The following is a 21480-nucleotide window of genomic DNA, read 5'->3' as shown; positions in this document are numbered from 1 at the left end:
AGACGATGAATTTCTCGCAATTCTTTATCCAGCGGCCGATCTTCGCTGCCGTGCTGTCGCTGCTGATCCTGATCGGCGGGGCCATCTCGCTGTTCCAGCTGCCGATCAGCGAATACCCGGAAGTGGTGCCGCCGACCGTGGTGGTACGTGCCGCCTTCCCCGGCGCCAACCCCAAGGTGATCGGCGAAACCGTCGCCTCGCCGCTGGAACAGGCGATTACCGGGGTCGAGGGCATGCTCTACATGTCCTCCCAGGGCACCGCCGACGGCAAGCTGACCCTGACCATCACCTTTGCGCTGGGCACCGACCTGGACAACGCCCAGGTGCAGGTGCAGAACCGCGTAACCCGCACCATGCCGACCCTGCCCACCGAAGTGCAGCGCCTCGGCGTGACGGTGGACAAGGCCTCGCCGGACCTGACCATGGTCGTGCACCTGACCTCGCCGGATGACCGCTACGACATGCTCTACCTGTCCAACTACGCTGCGCTCAACGTCAAGGACGAGCTGGCGCGCCTGGATGGCGTGGGCGACGTGCAGCTGTTCGGCCTCGGCAACTACTCGCTGCGCGTATGGCTGGACCCGAACAAGGTGGCTTCGCGCAACCTCACCGCCAGCGACGTGGTCAACGCCATCCGCGAGCAAAACCGCCAGGTCGCCGCCGGTTCGCTCGGTGCGCCGCCCTCCGATGCCGGCAACAGCTTCCAGCTGTCGATCAACACCCAGGGCCGTCTGGTCAGCGAGGAAGAGTTCGAAAACATCATCATCCGCGCCGGTGAAGATGGCGAAATCACTCGCCTGAAGGACATCGCGCGAATCGAGCTGGGCTCCAGCCAGTACGCCCTGCGCTCACTGCTGAACAACAAGCCCGCCGTGGCCATCCCTGTATTCCAGCGCCCCGGCTCCAACGCCATCGAGATCTCCGATGCGGTGCGCAGCCGTATGGCCGAGCTGAAGCAGAGCTTCCCCCAGGGCGTGGACTACGAAATCGTCTACGACCCAACCATCTTCGTGCGTGGCTCCATCGAGGCGGTGGTGCACACCCTGCTCGAAGCCATTGTGCTGGTGGTGCTGGTGGTGATCCTGTTTCTGCAAACCTGGCGCGCCTCGATCATCCCGCTGGCCGCCGTGCCGGTATCGCTGATCGGCACCTTCGCCGTAATGCACATGTTCGGCTTCTCGCTCAACGCGCTGTCCCTGTTCGGCCTGGTGCTGGCCATCGGCATCGTGGTGGACGACGCCATCGTCGTGGTGGAAAACGTCGAGCGGAATATCGGCCTGGGCAAGTCGCCGGTGGAAGCCACCAAGCAGGCGATGAAGGAAGTGACCGGCCCCATTGTCGCCACCGCCCTGGTGCTGTGCGCCGTGTTCGTACCGACCGCCTTTATCTCCGGGCTTACCGGGCAGTTCTACCAGCAGTTCGCCCTGACCATCGCCATCTCCACGGTGATCTCGGCCTTCAACTCACTGACCCTGTCACCGGCCCTGGCTGCCGTGCTGCTGAAAAGCCATGACGCGCCGAAAGACCGCTTCTCCAAGGTGCTCGATAAGCTGTTTGGCGGCTGGCTGTTCAACCCGTTCAACCGCCTGTTCGACCGCGCCAGCCATGGCTATGTCGGTACGGTAAAACGCGTGCTGCGCGGCAGCGGCATCGCCCTGTTCGTCTACGCAGGCTTGATGGGCCTGACCTACCTGGGCTTTGCCACGACGCCGAGCGGTTTCGTGCCGGCGCAGGACAAGCAGTACCTGGTGGCCTTCGCCCAGCTGCCGGATGCGGCGACCCTGGATCGCACCGAAGACGTGATCAAGAAGATGTCGGAAATCGCCGGCAAGCACCCCGGTGTGGAAAACACCGTGGCCTTCCCCGGCCTGTCGATCAACGGCTTCACCAACAGCCCGAACAGCGGCATCGTCTTCACCCCGCTCAAGCCCTTCGATGAGCGCAGCGATCCGTCGATGAGCGCCACCGCCATTGCCGCGGAGCTGAACGCGCAGTTCAGCGAGATCCAGGACGCCTATATCGCCATCTTCCCGCCACCGCCGGTGCAGGGGCTGGGCACCATCGGCGGCTTCCGCCTGCAGGTGCAGGATCGCGGCAACCTCGGTTATGACGAGCTGTATGTGCAGACCCAGAACGTCATCGCCAAGGCCCGTCAGCTGCCGGAGCTGGACCCGATGTCGGTGTTCACCAGCTACCAGGTCAACGTGCCGCAGATCGATGCTGCCATCGACCGCGAAAAGGCCAAGACCCACGGCGTGGCGATCAGCGACATCTTCGACACCATGCAGATCTACCTGGGTTCGCTGTACGCCAACGACTTCAACCGTTTTGGCCGCACCTACCAGGTCAACGTGCAGGCCGAGCAGCAATTCCGCCTGGAACCGGAGCAGATCGGCCAACTCAAGGTGCGCAACAACCGCGGGGAAATGGTGCCGCTGTCGGCTTTCCTCAAGGTCGATGCCAGCTCGGGCCCGGATCGGGTGATGCACTACAACGGTTTCCTCACCGCCGAGATCAACGGCGCGGCAGCACCCGGCTACAGCTCCGGCCAGGCCGAAGCGGCGATCGCCAAGCTGCTCAAGGAAGAACTGCCCAACGGCATGAGCTTCGAGTGGACCGACCTGACCTACCAGCAGATTCTGGCCGGTAACAGCGCGATCTTCGTCTTCCCGCTCTGCGTGCTGCTGGCCTTCCTGGTGCTGGCCGCCCAGTACGAGAGCTGGAGCCTGCCGCTGGCGGTGATCCTGATCGTGCCGATGACCCTGCTGTCGGCCATCACCGGGGTGATCCTGGCCGGTGGCGATAACAACATCTTCACCCAGATCGGCCTGATCGTACTGGTGGGCCTGGCCTGCAAGAACGCCATTCTGATCGTCGAGTTCGCCAAGGAGAAACAGGAAGAAGGCATGGACCGCGTCAGCGCGGTGCTGGAAGCCTGCCGCCTGCGCCTGCGGCCGATCCTGATGACCAGCTTCGCCTTCATCATGGGCGTGGTGCCGCTGGTGACCTCCACCGGCGCCGGTGCGGAGATGCGTCATGCCATGGGCGTGGCGGTGTTCAGCGGCATGCTCGGGGTGACCTTCTTCGGCCTGTTGCTGACGCCGGTGTTCTACGTGCTGATTCGCGGCTTCGTGGAGAAGCGCGAAGCGCAGAAAGCCGCGCGCCTGCAGGAGGTACACGCATGAAGCCGTTGATGCCCGCCCTGCTGGCGTTGGCTGTGAGTGCCTGCGCCGTCGGCCCCGACTACCAGGCGCCAGCCACCGAGCCGGCCAAGCTGAGCAGCCTGGAAGCCGGCGACTATGATCGCACCCGCTTCGAGGCAATCTGGTGGCAGCAGTTCGATGATCCGACGCTGAACCAGCTGGTGCAGCAGTCACTCAAGGAGAACCGCGAGCTGCGCGTGGCCTTCGCCCGCCTGCGCGCCGCCCGTTCGATTCGTGATGACGTGGCCAACGATCAGTTGCCCACCGTTACCAGCCGCGCCAGCGGTGAGTTCGGCAAGGCCCAGCAACCGCCGACCAGCGAGCAGCGTATCCGCCAGGAGCGTTATGACCTGGGCCTGGACATGGCCTGGGAGCTCGATCTGTTCGGCCGTATCCAGCGCCAGCTGGAAGCCAGCGATGCGCAGATCGAAGTGGCCGAAGCCGAGCTGCAGCAACTGCAAGTCAGCCTGATCGCCGAACTGGTGGACGCCTACGGCGACATGCGCGGCGCGCAGCTCAGGGAACGGATTGCCCGCGACAACCTGAAGAACCAGAGCCAGTCACGCGCGCTCACCGAACAACTGCGTGACGCCGGCATCGGCAGCGAACTGGATGTGCTGCGCAGTGACGCGCGCCTGGCCGCCACCGAAGCCAGCCTGCCGCAACTGCAGGCCGAGCAAGCACGGGCGCGCAATCGCATCGCCACCCTGCTCGGCCAGCGGCCGGAACAGTTGACGATCGACCTGTCAGCCAAGCCGTTGCCGGTCATTGCCAAGGCCCTGCCGATTGGCGATCCAGGCGAACTGCTGCGCCGCCGTCCGGATATCCGCGCTGCCGAACGCCAGTTGGCTGCGTCCACCGCCAATGTCGGGGTGGCCACCGCCGACCTGTTCCCGCGGGTCAGCCTGTCCGGCTTCCTCGGTTTCACCGCCGGCCGTGGTTCGCAGCTAGGTGCTTCCGCCGCCCAGGCCTGGGGCGTGGCGCCGACCATCAGCTGGGCTGCATTTGATCTGGGCAGCGTGCGTGCCCGCCTGCGCGGCGCCGAAGCCGAGTCCGATGGCGCCCTGGCTGGCTACGAGCAGCAGGTGCTGCTGGCCCTGGAAGAGTCGGAAAACGCCTTCAGCGACTACGCCAAACGGCAACAGCGCCTGCTCGCCCTGGTGCGCCAGTCGCAAGCCAGCCGTGCTGCCGCCGAACAGGCCGCGGTGCGCTACCGCGAAGGCACGGTGGATTTTCTCGTGCTGCTCGACGCCGAGCGCGAACGCCTGGCCGCCGAAGACGCCCAGGCCCAAGCCGAGGTCGAGCTGTATCGCGGCATCGTTGCCATCTACAAGGCGCTTGGCGGTGGGTGGCAGCCGCAAGCCTGAACGCAGGGCGGGTGCAACCCGCGTTATCCACCCCGCGCGGGTTTCACCCGCCCTACACCGAGCCAGTTCCTCCTGGGTCGACTTCCTCCTTTGTCGGCCATTCCTTCCCCACGGCGCTGCTCCAGCCCGTGGGGATTTTTTTGTGTTCAGCCCTTCCTGCGTATGAGCAGCAAAGCCCCGCCCACCAGGATGGCGCCCAAGCCGGCCCAGGTCGGGATACTGACCTGCTGTTTCTCTACAACCTCCATATGCAACGGGCCCACGTCGACGTTGTGGGTCTCCTTGGTGTAGCTGAAGCCACCATAGGCGAGCCCCAAGGCGCCGGCGATTATCAGCACTAGCGCGACGATCTTGACTGCGTCCATCTTCTTTTCTCCTCTGCGCAGCACCTGAACTGGGCTGCGCCAACACCTGCAAACGGGACCTTTCCGGCGCTGCGAAGCAGGCGCCCTGCCGTGACCTATTCCCCGGAATCCTTCTGCCGCGTCACCTTGACCGCACTCAGACACGCAAGCCCCAGGGTTACCAAGGCGCCTACGGCGATCCACTGCACAGGAACTTCCATCAGCACGGCGCCGTAAATCAGCCCGCCGATAAAGATCAGGGCTCCACCGATATAGAGTGCGAATGACATAGTGCTTCTCCTCGTTGCCGTGCGCTCGATCCGATCGACAAGGCACTGGGCGCCCTGTATTTCCTGCGACTGGCCTTCATGCCAGTACGCGCCTGGCTAACAACGCTGCATCGAGCCTCCACACAAACTGCGCCCAATGCCCGTCACTATCGGTGCGCTGGCGCACCCCCAGACCGAAACAAAGGCAATGGGTGCCCATGAGCTGATTTTTTTGCCGGCGGGTATACTCGCGCCCTGGATTTTTTCGGCGCACACACATGAAAGTACTGATCATCGGCTATGTCTGGCCTGAGCCACGCTCCTCGGCGGCGGGCAGCCGGATGATCGAGCTGATCGAGCTGTTCCGTGCCCAGGGCTGGACAGTGACCTTCGCCAGTGCCGCCGCGCTGTCCGAACACCGCGCTGACCTGGCCGCGCTCGACGTGCCGGAAGTGCCGATCACCCTCAACTGCGACAGCTTCGATGCCTTCGTCAGCGCGCTGCAGCCGGACCTGGTGCTGTTCGACCGTTTCTTCAGCGAGGAGCAGTTCGGCTGGCGGGTCGAGCGGGCCTGTCCGCAGGCCCTGCGCATCCTCGAAACCTGCGACCTGCACAGCCTGCGCGATGCCCGTCAGCGCCTGCTCAAGGCGGCGCAACAGGCCTGCAGCAGCGAAGCGGAAAAACACCAGCAAGGCGCCGTCAGCGCCACAGCCGTTGAGTTGTTCAACGCCATGGCCATGGACGACATGGCCCAGCGCGAGATCGCCGCCATCTACCGCTGCGACCTAAGCCTGCTGATCTCCGATTTCGAGCTACAGCTGCTGCGTGAACAGTTCGGCGTGCCGGCCGCCCTGCTCCACCATTGCACGCTGATGCTGATTCCCACGGCCACCGCACAACCGGCGTTCGAGCAGCGCACGCACTTCCTCAGCATCGGCAATTTCCGCCATGCGCCGAACTGGGATGCGGTGCTGTGGCTCAAGCAGCAGCTCTGGCCGCTGATCCGCCAGCGTCTGCCGCAGGCCCAGCTGCATGTCTACGGCTCCTACACCCCGCCCAAGGCCACCGCCCTGCACAACCCCAAGCAGGGTTTTCATGTACTGGGCTGGGCCGATGATGCCCATGCGGTGATGGTGCAGGCCCGCGTGTGCCTGGCGCCACTGCGTTTCGGTGCCGGGATCAAGGGCAAGCTGGCCGATGCCATGGCCTGCGGCACACCCAGCGTGACCACGCCAATCGGCAGCGAAGGCATGGCCGGCGAGCTGCCCTGGGGCGGTGCGGTGGTTGATGATGCCCAGGCCTTTGCCGAGGCCGCCGTGGCGCTGCACGAGGATCAGACGCTGTGGCAGCAGGCCCAGGCCAACGGCGCGCGCATCCTTGCCGAGCGCTTCGACCGCCAGCAGTCCGGCCAGGCCCTGGTCGAGCGCCTGCTGGTCCTGCGCGCCAACCTGCCGGCCGAGCGCCGCGCCAACTTCGTCGGCGGCATGCTGCGCCACCATACGCTCAAGAGCACCCAGTACATGGCACAGTGGATTGCGGCAAAAAATCGCGGTGCCTCGCCCGATTTTCAGGATAAATCTAAGCTGTAGCTTAGATTTCATGGCACGAAGGCCGTGAAACCATAAAATCTAAGCCATAGCTTAGATTTGGTTGAAAAATAGACAGCCGCAGGGCTAATCTAAGCTGCAGCTTAGATTAGGAGCCTGTCATGACCCTGATTCCCATCCGCGACGCAGCCGATATCGGCACCCTGGCACGCGACCTGCGCCGCCAGCAGGGCCTGCGCCAGGACGACCTAGCGGCCATCATCGGTGCCAGCCACGTGTTCCTGCGTGACGTCGAACAAGGCAAAGGCACCGTTCAGCTCGGCAAGTTGCTGCGCCTGCTCGATGAACTGGGGGTACGCATCCACCTGGAAGTGCCGGATAGCCTGGACGGGCAATCCGCATGAGGCAGTTGCAACTGTGGCTGAACGAGCAAGTCGTCGGCATGCTGGAGGAGCAGGACAACCTCTGGCAGCTCAGTTATGACCCGCAGTGGCTGACCGCTAGCCGCAGTTTCGATCTGTCTCCGCAACTGCCGCGCAGCCTGGGCAGCATCCGTGATGGAGGCAGCCAGCGGCCGGTGCAGTGGTTCTTCGACAATCTGCTGCCGGAAGAACAGGCCCGCACCCTGCTGGCCCAGGATGCACAGGTCGAGGTGGCCGATGCGTTTGGTCTGCTGGCCTATTACGGGGCCGAATCGGCAGGCGCCCTGACCCTCCTGCCGCCGGGCCAGCCCTTGCCTGCAGGCGCCTTGCAGCCGCTCGCCGAACAGCAACTGGCACAGCGCATCAGCGCCTTGCCACGGGTCTCGCTTGGCCAGGCCGCGCCCAAGCGCATGTCCCTGGCGGGCGCCCAGCACAAGCTGGCCATCGTGCTGCAGGGCGATCAGTTGCTGGAGCCGGTGGGCCAGGCGCCCTCTACCCACATCCTCAAGCCCGACCATCCGGACAGCGACAATTACCCGCACAGCGCCGCCAACGAGTGGTTCGTGATGTCCATTGCGCGGGCGGTGAAGCTGCCGGTGCCCGCCGTCGAACTGCGCCGGGTGCCGCAATCGGTGTACCTGGTGCAGCGCTTCGACCGCGAACTGGCAGGCGGCCAATTGCGCCGCCGGCATGTGCTGGACGCCTGCCAGCTGCTGTCCCTGGACCGCCTCTACAAGTACCGCATGGCCACCCTGGAAACCTTGCACCGGCTGGTGGAGCTGTGTCGCAGCAAGGCACTGAGCCGCCAGCTGCTGTTCCGCTGGGCCGTGTTCAATGCCCTGCTCGGCAACAACGATGCACACCTGAAGAACCTGTCGTTCTTCGTCGGTGCCCAGGGCGTGGAGCTCACCCCGCATTACGACCTGCTCAGCACCAGTGTCTACGCACGGGACAATGCCTGGGGCGCGGCCGAACTGTCCTGGCCCATGGGCCAGGCCCGGCGCTTTGCCGAACTGCGCCGGGCCGACGTGCTGGCGTTTGGCGAAGTGCTCGGTCTGCCGGCAAAGATCGGCCAGCGCCTGCTCGATACACTGCTCGCCGCCCTGCCCGCCGCCGCCGAGCAGCAGCTGCAGCAGGCCCTGGAATTGCGCCTGAGCGCGGGCGAGCTGCGCCTGTTGCGGCAGATCCGCCATGGCGTGCTGGCGGACATGCTGGCGCAACTGGGCTGAAGTCAGGCCATGGCTGGGCTAGTATCTGGGCTCGCCTGCACGGAGCAGGCCTCTGCATAGGGACATACGATGAAACAGCTACTTCTCGCGCTAATGATGCTGGTCGTGCCGGTGGCCCACGCCGCCGACAGGCTCAGCGAAGACAACATCCGCGCCATGTACGGCGAACTGACGGCGGCCGCACAGGCCAAGGATATCGAAGGGGTTCTGCGCCATATGAGCGAGGATGCCCGCGTGCAGATCAAGGCCCCAAGCGGCGACCTGGATCTGGACATGACCATGTATCGCGACCTGCTGCAGCAGGGCTGGGGCGCGATCGATGGTTACCAGGTGACGGTCAGCATCGAAAGCATCGAGGTGGCTGCCGACGGCCAAAGCGCCACGGTGATCGACCAAACGCAGGAGTCCTACCAGGCGCAAGGCCAGACCCTGCAGACCAGCACCCGGGAAACCGCCACCCTGCGCCTGGTCGATGGCGAGCCGAAAATAAGCCTGATCGAGGCGGTGGTGCAGCCGTAAGAAACAGCTAGGGTCTCGGCAACGCCCCTCTCCCCAGCCCTCGGTTAGGGCGTCCTGCTTCACCCTACCTCCTGCATCCATGCAGTCGTCTCCCGTAAACGGGAGAGGGGGCAAAGCGCTCTGCAGCTGTTGTACACACCGCTATAACGCTGTTGAGCCTTTGTTTGCAGACTTGTCGAAACTCCCGCAGCTGCAACGACTACTGGAGGAAGCGCTCGGCACTATGCTCAGCGCATGCCGGACCATTCCGAGGAATCGACCATGGCCATCCAGTTCTATGCCCACCCCTTCTCGTCCTATTGCCAGAAGGTGCTGATCGCCCTCTATGAAAACGCCACGCCCTTCGAGTGGCACCTGCTGGCCCCGGAAAACCCGCAGGCCATGGCCGAGCTGGAGATGCACTGGCCGTTTCGGCGCTTTCCACTGCTGCTCGACGGGGAACGCGCGGTAAGCGAGTCGAGCATCATCATCGAGTACCTGCAGCAGCATTACCCGGGCGCCAGCCGCCTGCTGCCCGAGGACGCAGAGAGTGCGCTGGAAGTACGCTTCATGGACCGATGCTTCGACCTGTATATGTCCAACCCGATGACGGCCTGCGTGTTCGACCAGTTGCGTCCGGCAGCACAACGCGATGCCTTCGGCATCGCCCAGGCACGGCAGTTGCTGGAAACCGCTTACCGCTGGCTCGACGAGAAATTGGCCGACCGCGAGTGGGCCTGCGGCGCGAGTTTCAGTCTGGCCGACTGCTCCGCCGCGCCAGCGCTGTTCTATGCAGACTGGGTACAGCCGATAGGCGCCGAGTTCAGCACCCTGCACGCCTATCGCCAGCGCCTGCTGGCACGCCCCTCCTTCGCTCGCGCGGTGGACGAGGCGCGGCCTTACCGGCACCTGTTCCCGCTGGGCGCGCCGCAGCGCGACTGAGCTATTCGGTCGGTTCGATCGGCTCGGTCACACCATCCCAGCCGCCGCCGAGGGCGGCGATCAGCTGCACGCTTGCGGTCAGGCGATTGCCCTGCAGGGTCAGGCGCGTGCGTTCGCTGGACAGGGCGCTGGTCTGCACGCTGACCACGTCGGTGAACTCCACGGTGCCGGCCTTGTACTGGTTGAGGATCAGCCGCAGCGACTCGCGTGCGGCATCCAGCCCCTGTTGCTGGACCACGGCCTCGCGCTCGAGCACGGCCAGTTGCACCAGGTAGTCCTCCACTTCGCGGAAGCCTTCCAGCACCGTCTGCCGGTAGTCGGCCACGGTCTGGTCGTAGCTGGCCTCGGCCTGCTCGACGCGGGAGCTGATCAATCCGCCGTCGAACAGGGTCATGGCGAACTGCGGGCCGATCGACCAGAAGCGGTTGGGCGAGCTGATCCAGTCATTCAGGCTGCCGCTGCGGTAGCCGCCCGTGGCGGACAAGGTCAAGTCCGGGTAGTAGGCGGCCTTGGCCACGCCGATCGAGGCGTTGGCGGAAATCACCCGGCGTTCGGCGGCGGCGATATCCGGGCGGCGTTCAAGCAGAGTCGAGGGCAGGCTCAGCGGCACCGCCGGCAGCTGCGGCACCTGCTCGCGCGCGGCCAGTTCGAACTGCGACGGCGCCACCCCGACCAGCACGGCCAGGGCGTGTTCCAGCTGGGCACGCTGGTACTCCAGGTCGACCGCCTCGGCCTCGGTGCTTTTCAGCTGGGTCAGCGCCTGGGTCACGTCGGAGCGTGGCACGATGCCGGCCTTGTACTGGTTCTCGGCGATGCGGAACGCCTGCTGGTAAGCCGCCACGGTCTCGTCGAGCAGGCGCTTCTGTTCGTCCAGCACGCGCAGCTGCAGGTAGCTCTGCACCAGTTCCGCTTGCTGGCTGAGGCGCACCGCAGCCAGGTCGGCGGCGCTGGCCTGCATGCTGGCGCTGTCTGACTCCAGCTGGCGGCGCAGCTTGCCCCAGATATCCAGCTCCCAGCTCACGCCCAGGCTGGCGTCATAGGTCTTGGAGATCTGCGCCGCATTCGAACCGCTGACGCTGACCCCGCCGGTGGTGCCGATGGTGCTGTCGCCACCACCCTGCCCCGCCCGGCTGACGCCGGTATCCAGGCCAATAGTCGGGAAAAACGCGGCCCGCGCACCACGGGCCAGAGCCCTGGCCTGGCGGTATTGGGCTTCCGCGCTGGCCAGGCTCTGGTTGTTGGCGTTGAGCCGTTCGATCAGCTGGTTCAGTTCGGCATCGCCGTACAGCTCCCACCAGTTGCCGCGCAGTACGGTGTCGGCCGGAGCCGCCGCTTTCCAGCCGGCCGCCTGCTTGAACTGCACCGACTCGGCGGAGTCCGGGCGCTGGTAGTCGGGGCCGATGGCACAGCCGGTCAGCAGCAAGGCCAGGGTAAGCGCCGTAGGGCGGGTGAAACCCGCGAGACGAGGCAGAGAGTGGCACGCGGGTTTCACCCGCCCTACGCAGGCTTTGTTCATACGGGGGTATCCAGGGCAGCATCGCTACGCACGCCGCGCCAGCGGTTGACGCGATGGCGCAGGCGGTCGAGGTAGAGGTAGACCACCGGGGTGGTGTAGAGGGTCAAGAGCTGGCTAAGGATCAGCCCGCCGACGATGGTCAGGCCCAGCGGCTGGCGCATTTCTGCGCCTTCGCTCATGCCCAGCAGCAGCGGCAAGGCGCCGAGCAGAGCGGCCAGGGTGGTCATGATGATCGGCCGGAAGCGCAGCAGGCAGGCGCGGCGGATCGATTCCTGCGGGCTCAGTTGGTCGTGGCGTTCCAGCTCCAGGGCCAGGTCGATCATCAGGATGGCGTTCTTCTTCACCACGCCGATCAGCAGGAACAGGCCGAGCAGCGAGATCAGGCTGAACTCGCCGCCGCTGAGGATGATCGCCAGCAACGCGCCCACCCCGGCCGAGGGCAGCGTGGAGAGAATGGTCAGCGGGTGGATATAGCTCTCGTAGAGGATGCCAAGCACGATGTACACCACCAGCAAGGCCATCAGAATCATCCCTGGCTGGCCCTTGGCCGCCTTTTCGAACTGGCCACCGGTGCCACCGACCAGGCCCTGCACTTCGGTGGGCAGGTTGACCTGCGCCACGGCCTGGGCAATCGCCTGGTTGGCCTGTTCCTGGGTGACGTCCTCGGCCAGCGAATAGCCGATGCTTTCCGCGGCGAACTGGCCCTGGTGGTTGACCCGGTCTTCCTCCAGGCTGCGCTCCCAGCGGGCGAAGCTGGACAGCGGCACCCGCGCACCGTCGGCGCTGATCACCTGGATCTGGTCCAGCGCCTCCGGGTATTCGGCGAACGTGGGATCGATTTCCATCACCACGCTGTACTGGTTGAGGCTGTCGTAGATGGTGGAAATCTGCCGCTGGCTGAAGGCGTTGTTCAGCACCGCGGTGACCATGGCCATGTCCACGCCCAGGCGTTGGGCGGTGGCGCGGTCGATCTGCAGGCTGATCTGCTGGGCGCCCTCGCCTTCGTTGGCGTCGATATCGGTCAGCTCCGGCAGCTTGGCCAGGGCATCGCGTACCTTGGGCAGCCACTCGCGCAGGTCGTCCAGATTGCTGGCCAGCAGCACGTACTCGTTCTCCGAGCTGCGCCCCTGGCGGCCGCCGAACTGCAGGTCCTGGTCGGGCATCAGCATCAGGCGGCCACCCGGCACCTTGGGCACACTGTCACGCAGGCGGTCGATCACTTCCTGGGCCGATACGCCGCGCTCAGCGATGGGTTTCAGGCGCACCACCAGAAAGGCGTTGTTGATTCCGCCGCTGCCGCCGATGAAACCGGCCACGCTGTGCACCGCCGGATCGGCCAGCAGCCCGCGGCGGTAGATCTCCATCTTCGGCTGCATGACCTGGAACGACAGGCCATCGTCACCGCGGATAAAGCCGATCAGCTGGCCGGTGTCCTGCTGCGGCATGAAGGTCTTCGGCACTTCGATGAACAGAAACACGTTGAACGCGATGGTCGCCAGCAGGCTGAACAGGGTCAGCCGCGCGTGACGCAGGGCCCAGTCCAGGCTGCGCGCGTAGCCATCCAGCACACGCTCCTGCAGGCGCGTACCGAAGCGCTGCAGGCGACCGGGCTGGCGTTCGGTTTCCTCGGCCTTGAGCCAACGCGCGCAGAGCATCGGCGTGAGGGTCAGCGAGACCAGCATGGAGATCAGGATCGCCACGGTCAGGGTCAGGGAGAACTCGCGGAACAGGCTGCCGACGATGCCGCCCATGAACAGGATGGAGAGGAACACCGCGACCAGCGACAGGTTCATCGACAGCAGGGTGAAGCCGACTTCCTGGGCGCCCTTGAACGCCGCGGCCATGGGTTTCTCGCCGGCCTCGATATGCCGCGAGATGTTCTCCAGCACCACGATGGCGTCGTCCACCACCAGGCCGGTGGCGATGATCAGCGCCATCAGCGACAGGTTGTTGAGGGAGAAATCCAGCAGGTACATCACTGCGAAGGTGCCGACCAGCGACACCGGCACCGCCAGCGCCGGAATCAGCGCGGCGCGCCAGCGGCCGAGGAAGGCGAACACCACCAGGATCACCAGCGCCACGGCGATCAGCAGGGTGCGCTCGGCCTCGTGCAGGGTGGCGCGGATCACCGGTGAGCGGTCCATCGCCACTTCCAGCTGCACGCTGGACGGAATCACCGCCTGCAGCGCCGGCAGCTCGGCGCGGATGTCCTCGATGGTCTCGATGATATTGGCGCCGGGTTGGCGGTTGATCACCAGCAGCACCGAGTCATCGTCGTTGTAGAAGCCGCTGTTGTAGCGGTTCTCCACCGAGTCGCGAACCTTGGCCACATCGCTCAGGCGCACCGCCGCGTTGTTCTGGTAGCGGATGATCAGCGGCTGGTAGTCGGCGGCCTTCTCCAGCTGGTCGTTGGCCTGGATCTGCCAGTGGCGGCCGGCGTCTTCCACCGCGCCCTTGGGCCGGTCGACGTTGGCCTGGACGATGGCGTTGCGCACCTCGTCGAGGGCGATGCCGTACTGATCGAGCAGGCGCGGCTGCAACTCCACCCGCACCGCCGGCAGCGAGCTGCCGCCGATCTGGATCTGGCCGACGCCCTGCACCTGCGCCAGCTTCTGCGCCAGCACGGTGGACGCGACGTCGTACAGCTGGCTCTTGTCCAGCAGCGGCGAGGTCAGCGACAGCACCATGATCGGCGCCTGCGAGGGGTTGAACTTCTTGTAGGTCGGCATGCTGCGCATGCCGCTGGGCAGCAGGTTGCGCGCCGCGTTGATGGCCGCCTGCACCTCGCGGGCGGCGGCGTCGACGTTACGTTCGAGGTCGAAGAGGATGACGATCTGCGTGCTGCCCTGGCTGCTGCGGCTGGTCATCTCGCTGATCCCGGCGATGCTGCCGAGCGAGCGTTCCAGCGGCGTGGCCACGCTCGACGCCATCACCTGCGGGCTGGCGCCCGGCAAGGAGGCGTTGACCACGATGGCCGGGAAATCCATCTTCGGCAGCGGCGCCACAGACAGCAGGCCGAAGCTGACCCAGCCGAGCAGGAGGATCGCCAGGCTCAACAGCAGCGTGGCTACCGGCCGCCGGATAAAGGGGGCGGAGATGTTCATCGACACAGCGCCCAGAATGCATGCACGGCCAGCCCCCTCTCCCATTTATGGGAGAGGGTTGGGGAGAGGGAAACAGGCAGCGCAGTGGCCCCGCCCTCTCCCCCGGCCCCTCTCCCATAAATGGGAGAGGGGAGCAAACGCGTGCTCATACCGTCACCCCGGCTGCACTGCGGCCGAAATAGCGGCGCGACAGGCGATCGAACCACAGGTAGATCACCGGCGTGGTGAACAGGGTCAGCACCTGGCTGAGCAGCAGGCCGCCGACCATTACCAGGCCCAGCGGCTGGCGCAGCTCGGCGCCGGAGCCCGAGGCCAGCATTAGCGGGATGGCGCCAAACAGCGCCGCCAGGGTGGTCATCAGGATCGGCCGGAACCGCAGCAGCGCCGCCTGGTAGATCGCCGCCTCGGGCGCCATGCCCTGAAGCCGTTCGGCCTCCAGGGCGAAGTCGATCATCATGATCGCGTTCTTCTTGACGATGCCGATCAGCAGGATGATGCCGATGATGGCGATCAGGCCCAGGTCGTTGCCGGTCAGCAGCAGCGCCAACAACGCGCCGACTCCGGCCGAGGGCAAGGTCGAGAGAATAGTGATCGGATGGATGTAGCTCTCGTAGAGCACGCCGAGCACGATGTACATGGTGACGATGGCCGCCAGAATCAGCAGCAAGGTGCTCGACAGCGAGGCGCGGAAGGCCTCGGCGGCGCCCTGGAACTGGCTCTGGATGCCGGCCGGCAGGCCGATGTCCTGCTGCACCTGCTCGATCACCGCCACCGCCTCGCCCAGCGATACGCCACTGGCCAGGTTGAACGACACGGTCACCGCCGGGAACTGGCCGATATGGTTGACCAGCAGGCTGGCCGCACGCTCGTCGATGCGCGCCAGGGAGGCCAGCGGCACCTGGCCGCCGCTGGCGGTGGCTACATGCACCTGCTGCAAGGCCTGCGGGCCGAGCTCGCCGGCGCCGGCACTCTCCAGCACCACGCGGTACTGGCTGGCCTGGGTGAAGATGGTGGAGATCTGCCGCTGGCCGAAGGCGTCGTACAGCGCATCGTCGATAGCACTGATACTGACACCAAGCCGCGAGGCGGCGTCGCGGTCGATCTGCAGGTACACCTGCAGGCCACGGTTCTGCAGGTCGCTGGCCACGTCACGCAGCTCGGCTTGCTCGCTCAGCACCTTGATCAGTTTCGGCGTCCACTCTTCCAGCAACGCGGCATCCGGCGACTCCAGGCTGAACTGGAACTGGGTGCGGCTGACCCGGTCCTCGATGGTCAAATCCTGCACCGGCTGTAGATACAGCTGGATGCCGGGAATCGCCGCCAGCGCGGGGCGCAGGCGCTCGATCACTTCGCTGGCGCTGACCTCACGCTCGGCATGCGGTTTGAGGTTGATCAGCAGGCGGCCGCTGTTGAGCGTGGCGTTGTCGCCGTCCACACCGATGTAGGACGACAGGCTGGCGACCGCCTGATCCTGCAGGATCACCGCGGCCAGGCGCTGCTGGCGCTCGCTCATGGCGGCAAAGGAAATGCTCTGCGGCGCCTCGGAAATGCCCTGGATCACGCCGGTGTCCTGCACCGGGAAGAAGCCCTTGGGCACCGCCAGATAGAGCACCACGGTCAGCGCCAGGGTGCCGAGGGCCACCAGCAGGGTCAGCGGCTGGTGTTTGAGCACCCATTGCAGGCCGACTCCGTAGCGCTCGATCAGGCCGTCGATAAAGGCGCCGCTGGCGCGGTAGAAACGCCCCTGCTCCTCCTCCTTCTCGGCCTTGAGCAGACGCGCGCACATCATCGGAGTGAGGGTCAGCGACACCACCAGGGAAATCAGGATGGCCACCGCCAGGGTGATGGCGAACTCGCGGAACAGGCGCCCGACCACATCGGCCATAAATAACAAGGGGATCAGCACCGCGATCAGCGAGAAGGTCAGCGAGATCAGGGTGAAGCCGATCTGCTTGGCGCCCTTGAGCGCGGCGTTCAGCGGGGTCTCGCCCTCCTCCAGATGGCGGGCGATGTTCTCCAGCATGACGATGGCGTCGTCGACCACGAAGCCGGTGGCGATGGTCAGGGCCATCAGGGTCAGGTTGTTGACCGAGAAACCGGCCAGATACATCACGCCGAAGGTGCCGATCAGCGACAGCGGCACCACGATGGACGGGATGATGGTGGCGGACAGCTTGCGCAGGAACAGGAAGGTCACCAGCACCACCAGGCCGATGGCCAGGATCAGCTCGAAACGCACATCGCTGATCGCCGCGCGGATGGTCTGGGTGCGGTCGGTGAGCAGCTTGACCTCGATGCTGGCCGGCAGGCTGGCGGTGATCTGCGGCAGCAGTTTCTGGATGCGCTCGACCACCTCGATGACATTGGCGCCCGGCTGGCGCTGGATGCTCAGCAGCACGGTCTGGTTGCGGTCGGCCCAGGCGGCCAGGCGCTCGTTCTCGGCGCCGTCAATGACCGTCGAGACATCCTTGAGGCGCAGCGCGGCGCCGTTTTCGTACTTGAGGATTAGGTCGAGGTAGGCCTCGGCCGATTCCAGCTGGTCGTTGGCGTCGAGCTGCGAGACGCGGGTTGGGCCGTCGAAGTTGCCCTTGGGCTGGTTGACGTTGCTCGCGGTGATCAGCGTGCGCACGTCAGACAAATTCAGGCCATGGCTGGCCAGGGCCTCGGGGTTGACCTTGATGCGTACCGCCTTGCGCTGGCCACCGGCCAGGCTGACCAGGCCGACGCCGCTGATCTGCGCGATCTTCTGCGCCATGCGCGTATCGATCAGGTCATGCACTTCGGTCAGCGGCATGCTCGCCGAGCTGATCGCCAGGGTCAGCACCGGGGTGTCGGCCGGGTTGACCTTGTTGTACACCGGCGGTGCCGGCAGGTCGCTGGGCAGCAGGTTGCTCGCCGCGTTGATTGCCGCCTGCACCTCCTGTTCGGCCACATCCAGGTTCACTTCCAGGGTGAAGCGCAGGGTGATCACCGAGGCGCCGCCGGAGCTGGTCGAGGACATCTGCTTCAGGCCCGGCATCTGGCCGAACTGGCGCTCCAGCGGTGCGGTCACCGCGCTGGTCATCACCTCCGGGCTGGCGCCGGGATACAGGGTGAGCACGCGGATGGTCGGGTAATCCACCTCCGGCAGCGCCGACACCGGCAACAGGCGGTAGGCGATCAGACCGGTGAGGAAGATCGCCACCATCAACAGGGTGGTGGCGACCGGACGCAGGATGAACAGGCGTGAAGCATTCATGCGTCGTGCTTCTGCTCGGCTTCACCCTTGCCAGCTGGCTGGGCCACGGCACCGGGTTCGCCGATCACCTGCACTTCGCTGCCGTCCTTGAGCTTGTCGGTGCCTTCCAGCACCAGCCGTTCGCCGACCTTCAGGCCAGCGCTGATCAGGGTCAGCGCGCCGTCGCTGGCGCCCACTTCGACTTTGCGCAGCTGCACCTTGTCCTCGTTATCAAGGAGGAAGACGAAGGTGCCACGGGCACCGAACTGCAAGGCCGCCGACGGAATCAGCGTGGCGCCCTGGCGGGTTTCCACGCGCAGGCGCACGTTGACGAACTGATTGGGAAACAGGCTCTCGCTGGCATTGTCGAAGCGCGCCTTGAGCTTGACCGTGCCGGTGGCGACGTCGATCTGGTTGTCCAGGCTGTGCAGCACGCCTTCGGCCAGCAACTGTTTCTCGCCACGATCCCAGGCCTGCACCAGCAGTTGCTCGTTGTTGCGCACCCGCGCCAGCACCGGCGGCAGGTCGTTCTCGGCCAGGGTGAAATTGACCGTGATCGGTTTGACCTGGGTGATCACCACCAGCGCGGTGGTGTCGCCGCTGCTGACCAGGTTGCCGGCATCCACCTGGCGCAGACCCAGACGGCCGTCGATCGGCGCGCGGATGCGGGTGAAGTCGAGGTTGAGGCGCGCCTCGGCGACAGCGGCCTGGTTGTTCTTCACCGTGCCACGGTATTGGCCGACCAGCGCTTCCTGGGTGTCCAGGGTCTGCTTGGCAATGGAGTCTTCGGCGTACAGGCCTTTATAGCGAGCCAGATCGATCTCGGCGTTCTTCAACTGCGCCTGGTTCTGCGCCAGGGTGCCTTCGGCCTGTTGCAGGGCCACCTGGTAGGCGCGCGGATCGATCTGCGCCAGCAGGTCGCCGGCCTTGACCAGCTGGCCTTCCTCGAACAGCACCTTGACCAGTTCGCCATCCACCCGCGAGCGCACGCTGACTGTGTTCAGCGCAGTGACCGTGCCGAGGGCCTTGAGTTCGACATTGAAGTCGCCCTGGCTGACCTCGGTGACTCGCACCGGTACCGGACCGCTGTCGCGTCCCCAGGGGCCGCCGCGCTCATCTTCCTCGGCAGGCTTCTCCGGCCACAGCCACCACAGCAGCAGGACGACGGCAAGCAGCGCCAGGGCGATCAGCCAGGGGCGGTAAGAGCGCGATGCAGAGCGAATATCAGGCATGGTCCGGGGTCACTTTCCTTGGGAGCGTGAACGATAAGTACTCTGCGCTACCAGGCAAAGGGTCTTTACCGCCTATTTACCCTTATTTGACGTAACAAGACGTTGGAAATTTAGAAATGAAAACGGCCTGCTAGGCAGGCCGTTTCAAGGTGTTGCAGAAACTTACTTCAGAACGGCGATGGCGGCCGCGTAATCCGGCTCGTCGGCGATCTCGCCCACCAGCTCGCTGTGCAGCACCTTGCCTTGCTCGTCGACCACCACCACTGCGCGGGCGGAGACGCCGACCAACGGGCCGCTGGCGATGGCCACACCGTAGTCCTTGAGGAAATTGGCACCGCGCATGGTCGACAGGTTAACCACGTTATCCAGGCCTTCGGCACCGCAGAAACGCGCCTGGGCGAACGGCAGGTCGGCGGAGATGCACAGCACCACGGTGTTGGGCAGCGCGCTGGCCTCGGCGTTGAACTTGCGCACCGAGGTGGCGCAGGTCGGGGTGTCGACGCTGGGGAAGATGTTCAGCACTTTGCGCTTGCCGGCCAGGCTGGCCAGGCTCACGTCGGAGAGGTCCGTGCCCACCAGGCTGAACGCCGGCGCCTGCTGGCCGGCTTGCGGCAGCTGGCCGTCAACCTGGATCGGATTGCCCTTGAGGGTTACTTGAGCCATTTCAGTGTCCTTATCGTTGCGTTGAGCCCGACGCGGTGGCGTCGCGGCAGGAAAGCGACAGGCATGCACCTGCGGTGGTGAGGAAGGTTAGCGCGATTGCGCGTGGCAAACAAAAAAGGCCGGCAGATTCTGCTGGCCTTTGCCCTGGATGGGGGGGATCTGGTCACCCACCGCGGCGCACCCCATGATCGGTTTACGCACTGGCCTTGAGTGTCACCTGCGGATTGGCATGAAAGAACACATGCTCGCGGATCGGCCCCACCGCCACTTCACCGATTTCCTCGTAGCCCTGGCGCTTGTAGAACTCCAGGTAATGCGGGTTGCCGGTATCCAGGACCACGCCCTGGGAGCCGGCATCTTCCGCGCACCAGTTGTGCAGCGCACCGAGCAGTTGCTCGCCGAGGTGCTGGCCCTGAAACTCCGGGTGCACGCCAATCAGCGGCAACACGTGGTAAGGGCCGGGCGGCAGGCAGGCGAGCACCGCGTCGTGGTACTCCAGGTAGCGTTTGGTGCAGCGGAAACCAGTGGTCATCAGCATGCGCAGACGCCAGCCCCAGCTTTCGGTGATGTCCAGGCGGCGTATCGGCGGGGCGATCAGGGCGATGCCGACCAGACGTTCCTCGATCAGCAGGCCGATGGCCGGCAGTTCTTCGGCAAAGTGCTGCTGCACCAACTCTCGCACGGTGGCGCGCACGCGCTGGTCGAAGCCGGGGCGCTCGCTTTCGAACAGGTAGGCGAAGGTCGGATCGTGACGGTAGGCGTGGTACAGCAGGGAGCGGGCTTCGCGGCTGTAGCCATGGTCGAGCAAGCGGACTTCGGCGGTACGGTGGGGCATCGGGCTGACCTCATTTGTTATAGATTTTGCGGGTCGAAAGCCAAGGTAGCACCGTGCCGTGAGGCCCGCCAGACGCTGGCCGTCACCGGATGACTGGGCTAGCATCGCGTTTTTACTTTGCCGGTAGCTGCCCATGAAGATCGTTTCCTTCAATATCAACGGCCTGCGCGCCCGCCCCCACCAGTTGGCGGCGCTGATCGAGAAGCACCAGCCGGATGTGATCGGCCTGCAGGAAACCAAGGTCTCCGACGAGCAGTTCCCGGAAGCGGAAATTCGTGCGCTCGGCTATCACGTGCACTACCACGGGCAGAAGGGCCACTACGGCGTCGCCCTGCTCTCGCGCCAGGCGCCACTGGAGCTGCACAAGGGCTTTCCTGGTGATGAGGAAGACGCCCAGCGCCGCTTCATCTACGGCACCTTCGCCGATGCCCAGGGCAACCCGGTGACCGTGATGAACGGTTACTTTCCCCAGGGCGAGAGCCGCGACCACCCGACCAAGTTCCCGGCCAAGCAGCGTTTCTATGCCGACCTGCAAAACCTGCTGAACGACTCGTTTAAGCCCGAGCAGGCGCTGGTGGTGATGGGCGACATCAATATCTCCCCGGAAGATATCGACATCGGTATCGGCGAACCGAACCGCCTGCGCTGGCTGAAGACCGGCAAGTGCAGCTTCCTGCCGGAAGAGCGCGAATGGCTGGCCACGCTCAAGGGCTGGGGCCTGGTCGACAGCTTCCGCCACCTCAACCCGGCGGTGAATGACCGCTTCAGCTGGTTCGACTACCGCAGCCGCGGCTTCGAGGACGAGCCCAAGCGCGGCCTGCGCATCGACGTGATCCTGACCAGCGCGCCGCTGCAGGCGCGAATCAAGGATGCCGGCGTCGACTACGAGCTGCGTGGCATGGAGAAACCTTCGGACCATGCGCCGATCTGGCTGGAGCTGAACTGAAACGAGGCCACCTGCGGGTGGCCTTGTTGTTTTCTGTGGGAGCGGATTTATCCGCGATAAGCAGGCCACTCCGAGCTGGCCCCGATCGCGAATGAATTCGCCCCCACAAAAAACCACAGCCACCACAGCGCTCTTGTGGGAGCGGA

16 protein-coding genes are annotated in these 21480 nt (G+C 65.2%); 8 read left to right on the top strand and 8 right to left on the bottom strand.

All coding sequences use genetic code 11. The features are described from left to right. Positions 1 to 5: 5 nt before the first annotated feature. Positions 6 to 3185 (top strand): efflux RND transporter permease subunit, encoded by a 3180-nt coding sequence (locus LRS11_RS16445; RefSeq protein ID WP_260493981.1) that lies wholly within the window; start codon positions 6 to 8, stop codon positions 3183 to 3185. After that, positions 3182 to 4570 carry an efflux transporter outer membrane subunit gene (locus tag LRS11_RS16440; protein WP_260493980.1) on the top strand — a complete coding sequence of 463 codons (1389 nt, stop codon included), beginning with the start codon at positions 3182 to 3184 and terminating at the stop codon, positions 4568 to 4570. The genes LRS11_RS16445 and LRS11_RS16440 overlap by 4 nt, the downstream gene beginning before the upstream one ends. A 146-nt stretch (positions 4571 to 4716) precedes the next feature. Here the strand turns inward: LRS11_RS16440 and LRS11_RS16435 are convergent, their stop codons facing one another. After that, the gene (locus LRS11_RS16435; RefSeq protein ID WP_173206515.1) at positions 4717 to 4935 is read right to left on the bottom strand and encodes an LPXTG cell wall anchor domain-containing protein; all 219 of its coding nucleotides are present in this window, start codon (positions 4933 to 4935) and stop codon (positions 4717 to 4719) included. 95 nt (positions 4936 to 5030) lie between these two features. Next, positions 5031 to 5204: a hypothetical protein gene (locus tag LRS11_RS16430; protein WP_260493979.1), complete on the bottom strand. Its 174-nt coding sequence runs from the start codon at positions 5202 to 5204 to the stop codon at positions 5031 to 5033. Between the two features lie 257 nt (positions 5205 to 5461). Here LRS11_RS16430 and LRS11_RS16425 point away from each other — a divergent pair, with 257 nt between their 5' ends. From LRS11_RS16425 to LRS11_RS16405, 5 genes are all read left to right on the top strand, one after another. After that, positions 5462 to 6772 carry a glycosyltransferase family 4 protein gene (locus tag LRS11_RS16425; protein ID WP_260493978.1) on the top strand — a complete coding sequence of 437 codons (1311 nt, stop codon included), beginning with the start codon at positions 5462 to 5464 and terminating at the stop codon, positions 6770 to 6772. Positions 6773 to 6891: 119 nt separating this feature from the next. Then, positions 6892 to 7134 carry a helix-turn-helix domain-containing protein gene (locus LRS11_RS16420; protein WP_173206524.1) on the top strand — a complete coding sequence of 81 codons (243 nt, stop codon included), beginning with the start codon at positions 6892 to 6894 and terminating at the stop codon, positions 7132 to 7134. Next, complete coding sequence (locus tag LRS11_RS16415; protein WP_260493977.1) at positions 7131 to 8381, top strand: HipA domain-containing protein; 1251 nt, start codon at positions 7131 to 7133, stop codon at positions 8379 to 8381. The genes LRS11_RS16420 and LRS11_RS16415 overlap by 4 nt, the downstream gene beginning before the upstream one ends. Positions 8382 to 8450: 69 nt before the next feature. Further along, positions 8451 to 8900: a DUF4440 domain-containing protein gene (locus LRS11_RS16410; RefSeq protein ID WP_260493976.1), complete on the top strand. Its 450-nt coding sequence runs from the start codon at positions 8451 to 8453 to the stop codon at positions 8898 to 8900. 261 nt (positions 8901 to 9161) lie between these two features. After that, positions 9162 to 9821, top strand: a complete 660-nt coding sequence (locus LRS11_RS16405) for a glutathione S-transferase family protein (RefSeq protein WP_260493975.1) — start codon at positions 9162 to 9164, stop codon at positions 9819 to 9821. A gap of 1 nt (position 9822) precedes the next feature. Here LRS11_RS16405 and LRS11_RS16400 read toward each other — a convergent pair whose 3' ends face one another. The 6 genes from LRS11_RS16400 to LRS11_RS16375 all read right to left on the bottom strand — a co-directional run bounded on the left by LRS11_RS16400 (position 9823) and on the right by LRS11_RS16375 (position 20388). Further along, positions 9823 to 11337 carry an efflux transporter outer membrane subunit gene (locus LRS11_RS16400; protein ID WP_260493974.1) on the bottom strand — a complete coding sequence of 505 codons (1515 nt, stop codon included), beginning with the start codon at positions 11335 to 11337 and terminating at the stop codon, positions 9823 to 9825. Continuing rightward, positions 11334 to 14441, bottom strand: a complete 3108-nt coding sequence (locus LRS11_RS16395) for an efflux RND transporter permease subunit (RefSeq protein ID WP_260493973.1) — start codon at positions 14439 to 14441, stop codon at positions 11334 to 11336. The genes LRS11_RS16400 and LRS11_RS16395 overlap by 4 nt, the downstream gene beginning before the upstream one ends. Positions 14442 to 14586: 145 nt before the next feature. Then, a complete protein-coding gene (locus LRS11_RS16390; protein WP_260493972.1) occupies positions 14587 to 17679 on the bottom strand; it encodes an MdtB/MuxB family multidrug efflux RND transporter permease subunit in 3093 nt (1030 codons plus the stop codon). Continuing rightward, positions 17676 to 18890, bottom strand: a complete 1215-nt coding sequence (locus LRS11_RS16385) for an MdtA/MuxA family multidrug efflux RND transporter periplasmic adaptor subunit (RefSeq protein WP_260493971.1) — start codon at positions 18888 to 18890, stop codon at positions 17676 to 17678. The genes LRS11_RS16390 and LRS11_RS16385 overlap by 4 nt, the downstream gene beginning before the upstream one ends. Before the next feature lie 162 nt (positions 18891 to 19052). After that, positions 19053 to 19553, bottom strand: a complete 501-nt coding sequence (tpx, locus tag LRS11_RS16380) for a thiol peroxidase (protein WP_173206552.1) — start codon at positions 19551 to 19553, stop codon at positions 19053 to 19055. Between the two features lie 193 nt (positions 19554 to 19746). After that, positions 19747 to 20388: a GNAT family N-acetyltransferase gene (locus LRS11_RS16375; protein WP_173206555.1), complete on the bottom strand. Its 642-nt coding sequence runs from the start codon at positions 20386 to 20388 to the stop codon at positions 19747 to 19749. 133 nt (positions 20389 to 20521) lie between these two features. On the opposite strand from LRS11_RS16375, the gene xthA reads away from it, so the two are divergent. Next, entirely contained in the window at positions 20522 to 21334 is an 813-nt protein-coding gene (gene xthA / locus LRS11_RS16370) for an exodeoxyribonuclease III (protein WP_260493970.1), read from the top strand. Positions 21335 to 21480 lie beyond the last annotated feature (146 nt).

This window comes from Pseudomonas sp. J452 (genome assembly GCF_024666525.1).
GTDB lineage: Bacteria > Pseudomonadota > Gammaproteobacteria > Pseudomonadales > Pseudomonadaceae > Aquipseudomonas.
The sequence above is the reverse complement of the archived record's forward strand: the minus strand, read 5'-3'. Positions and strand labels throughout refer to the sequence as shown.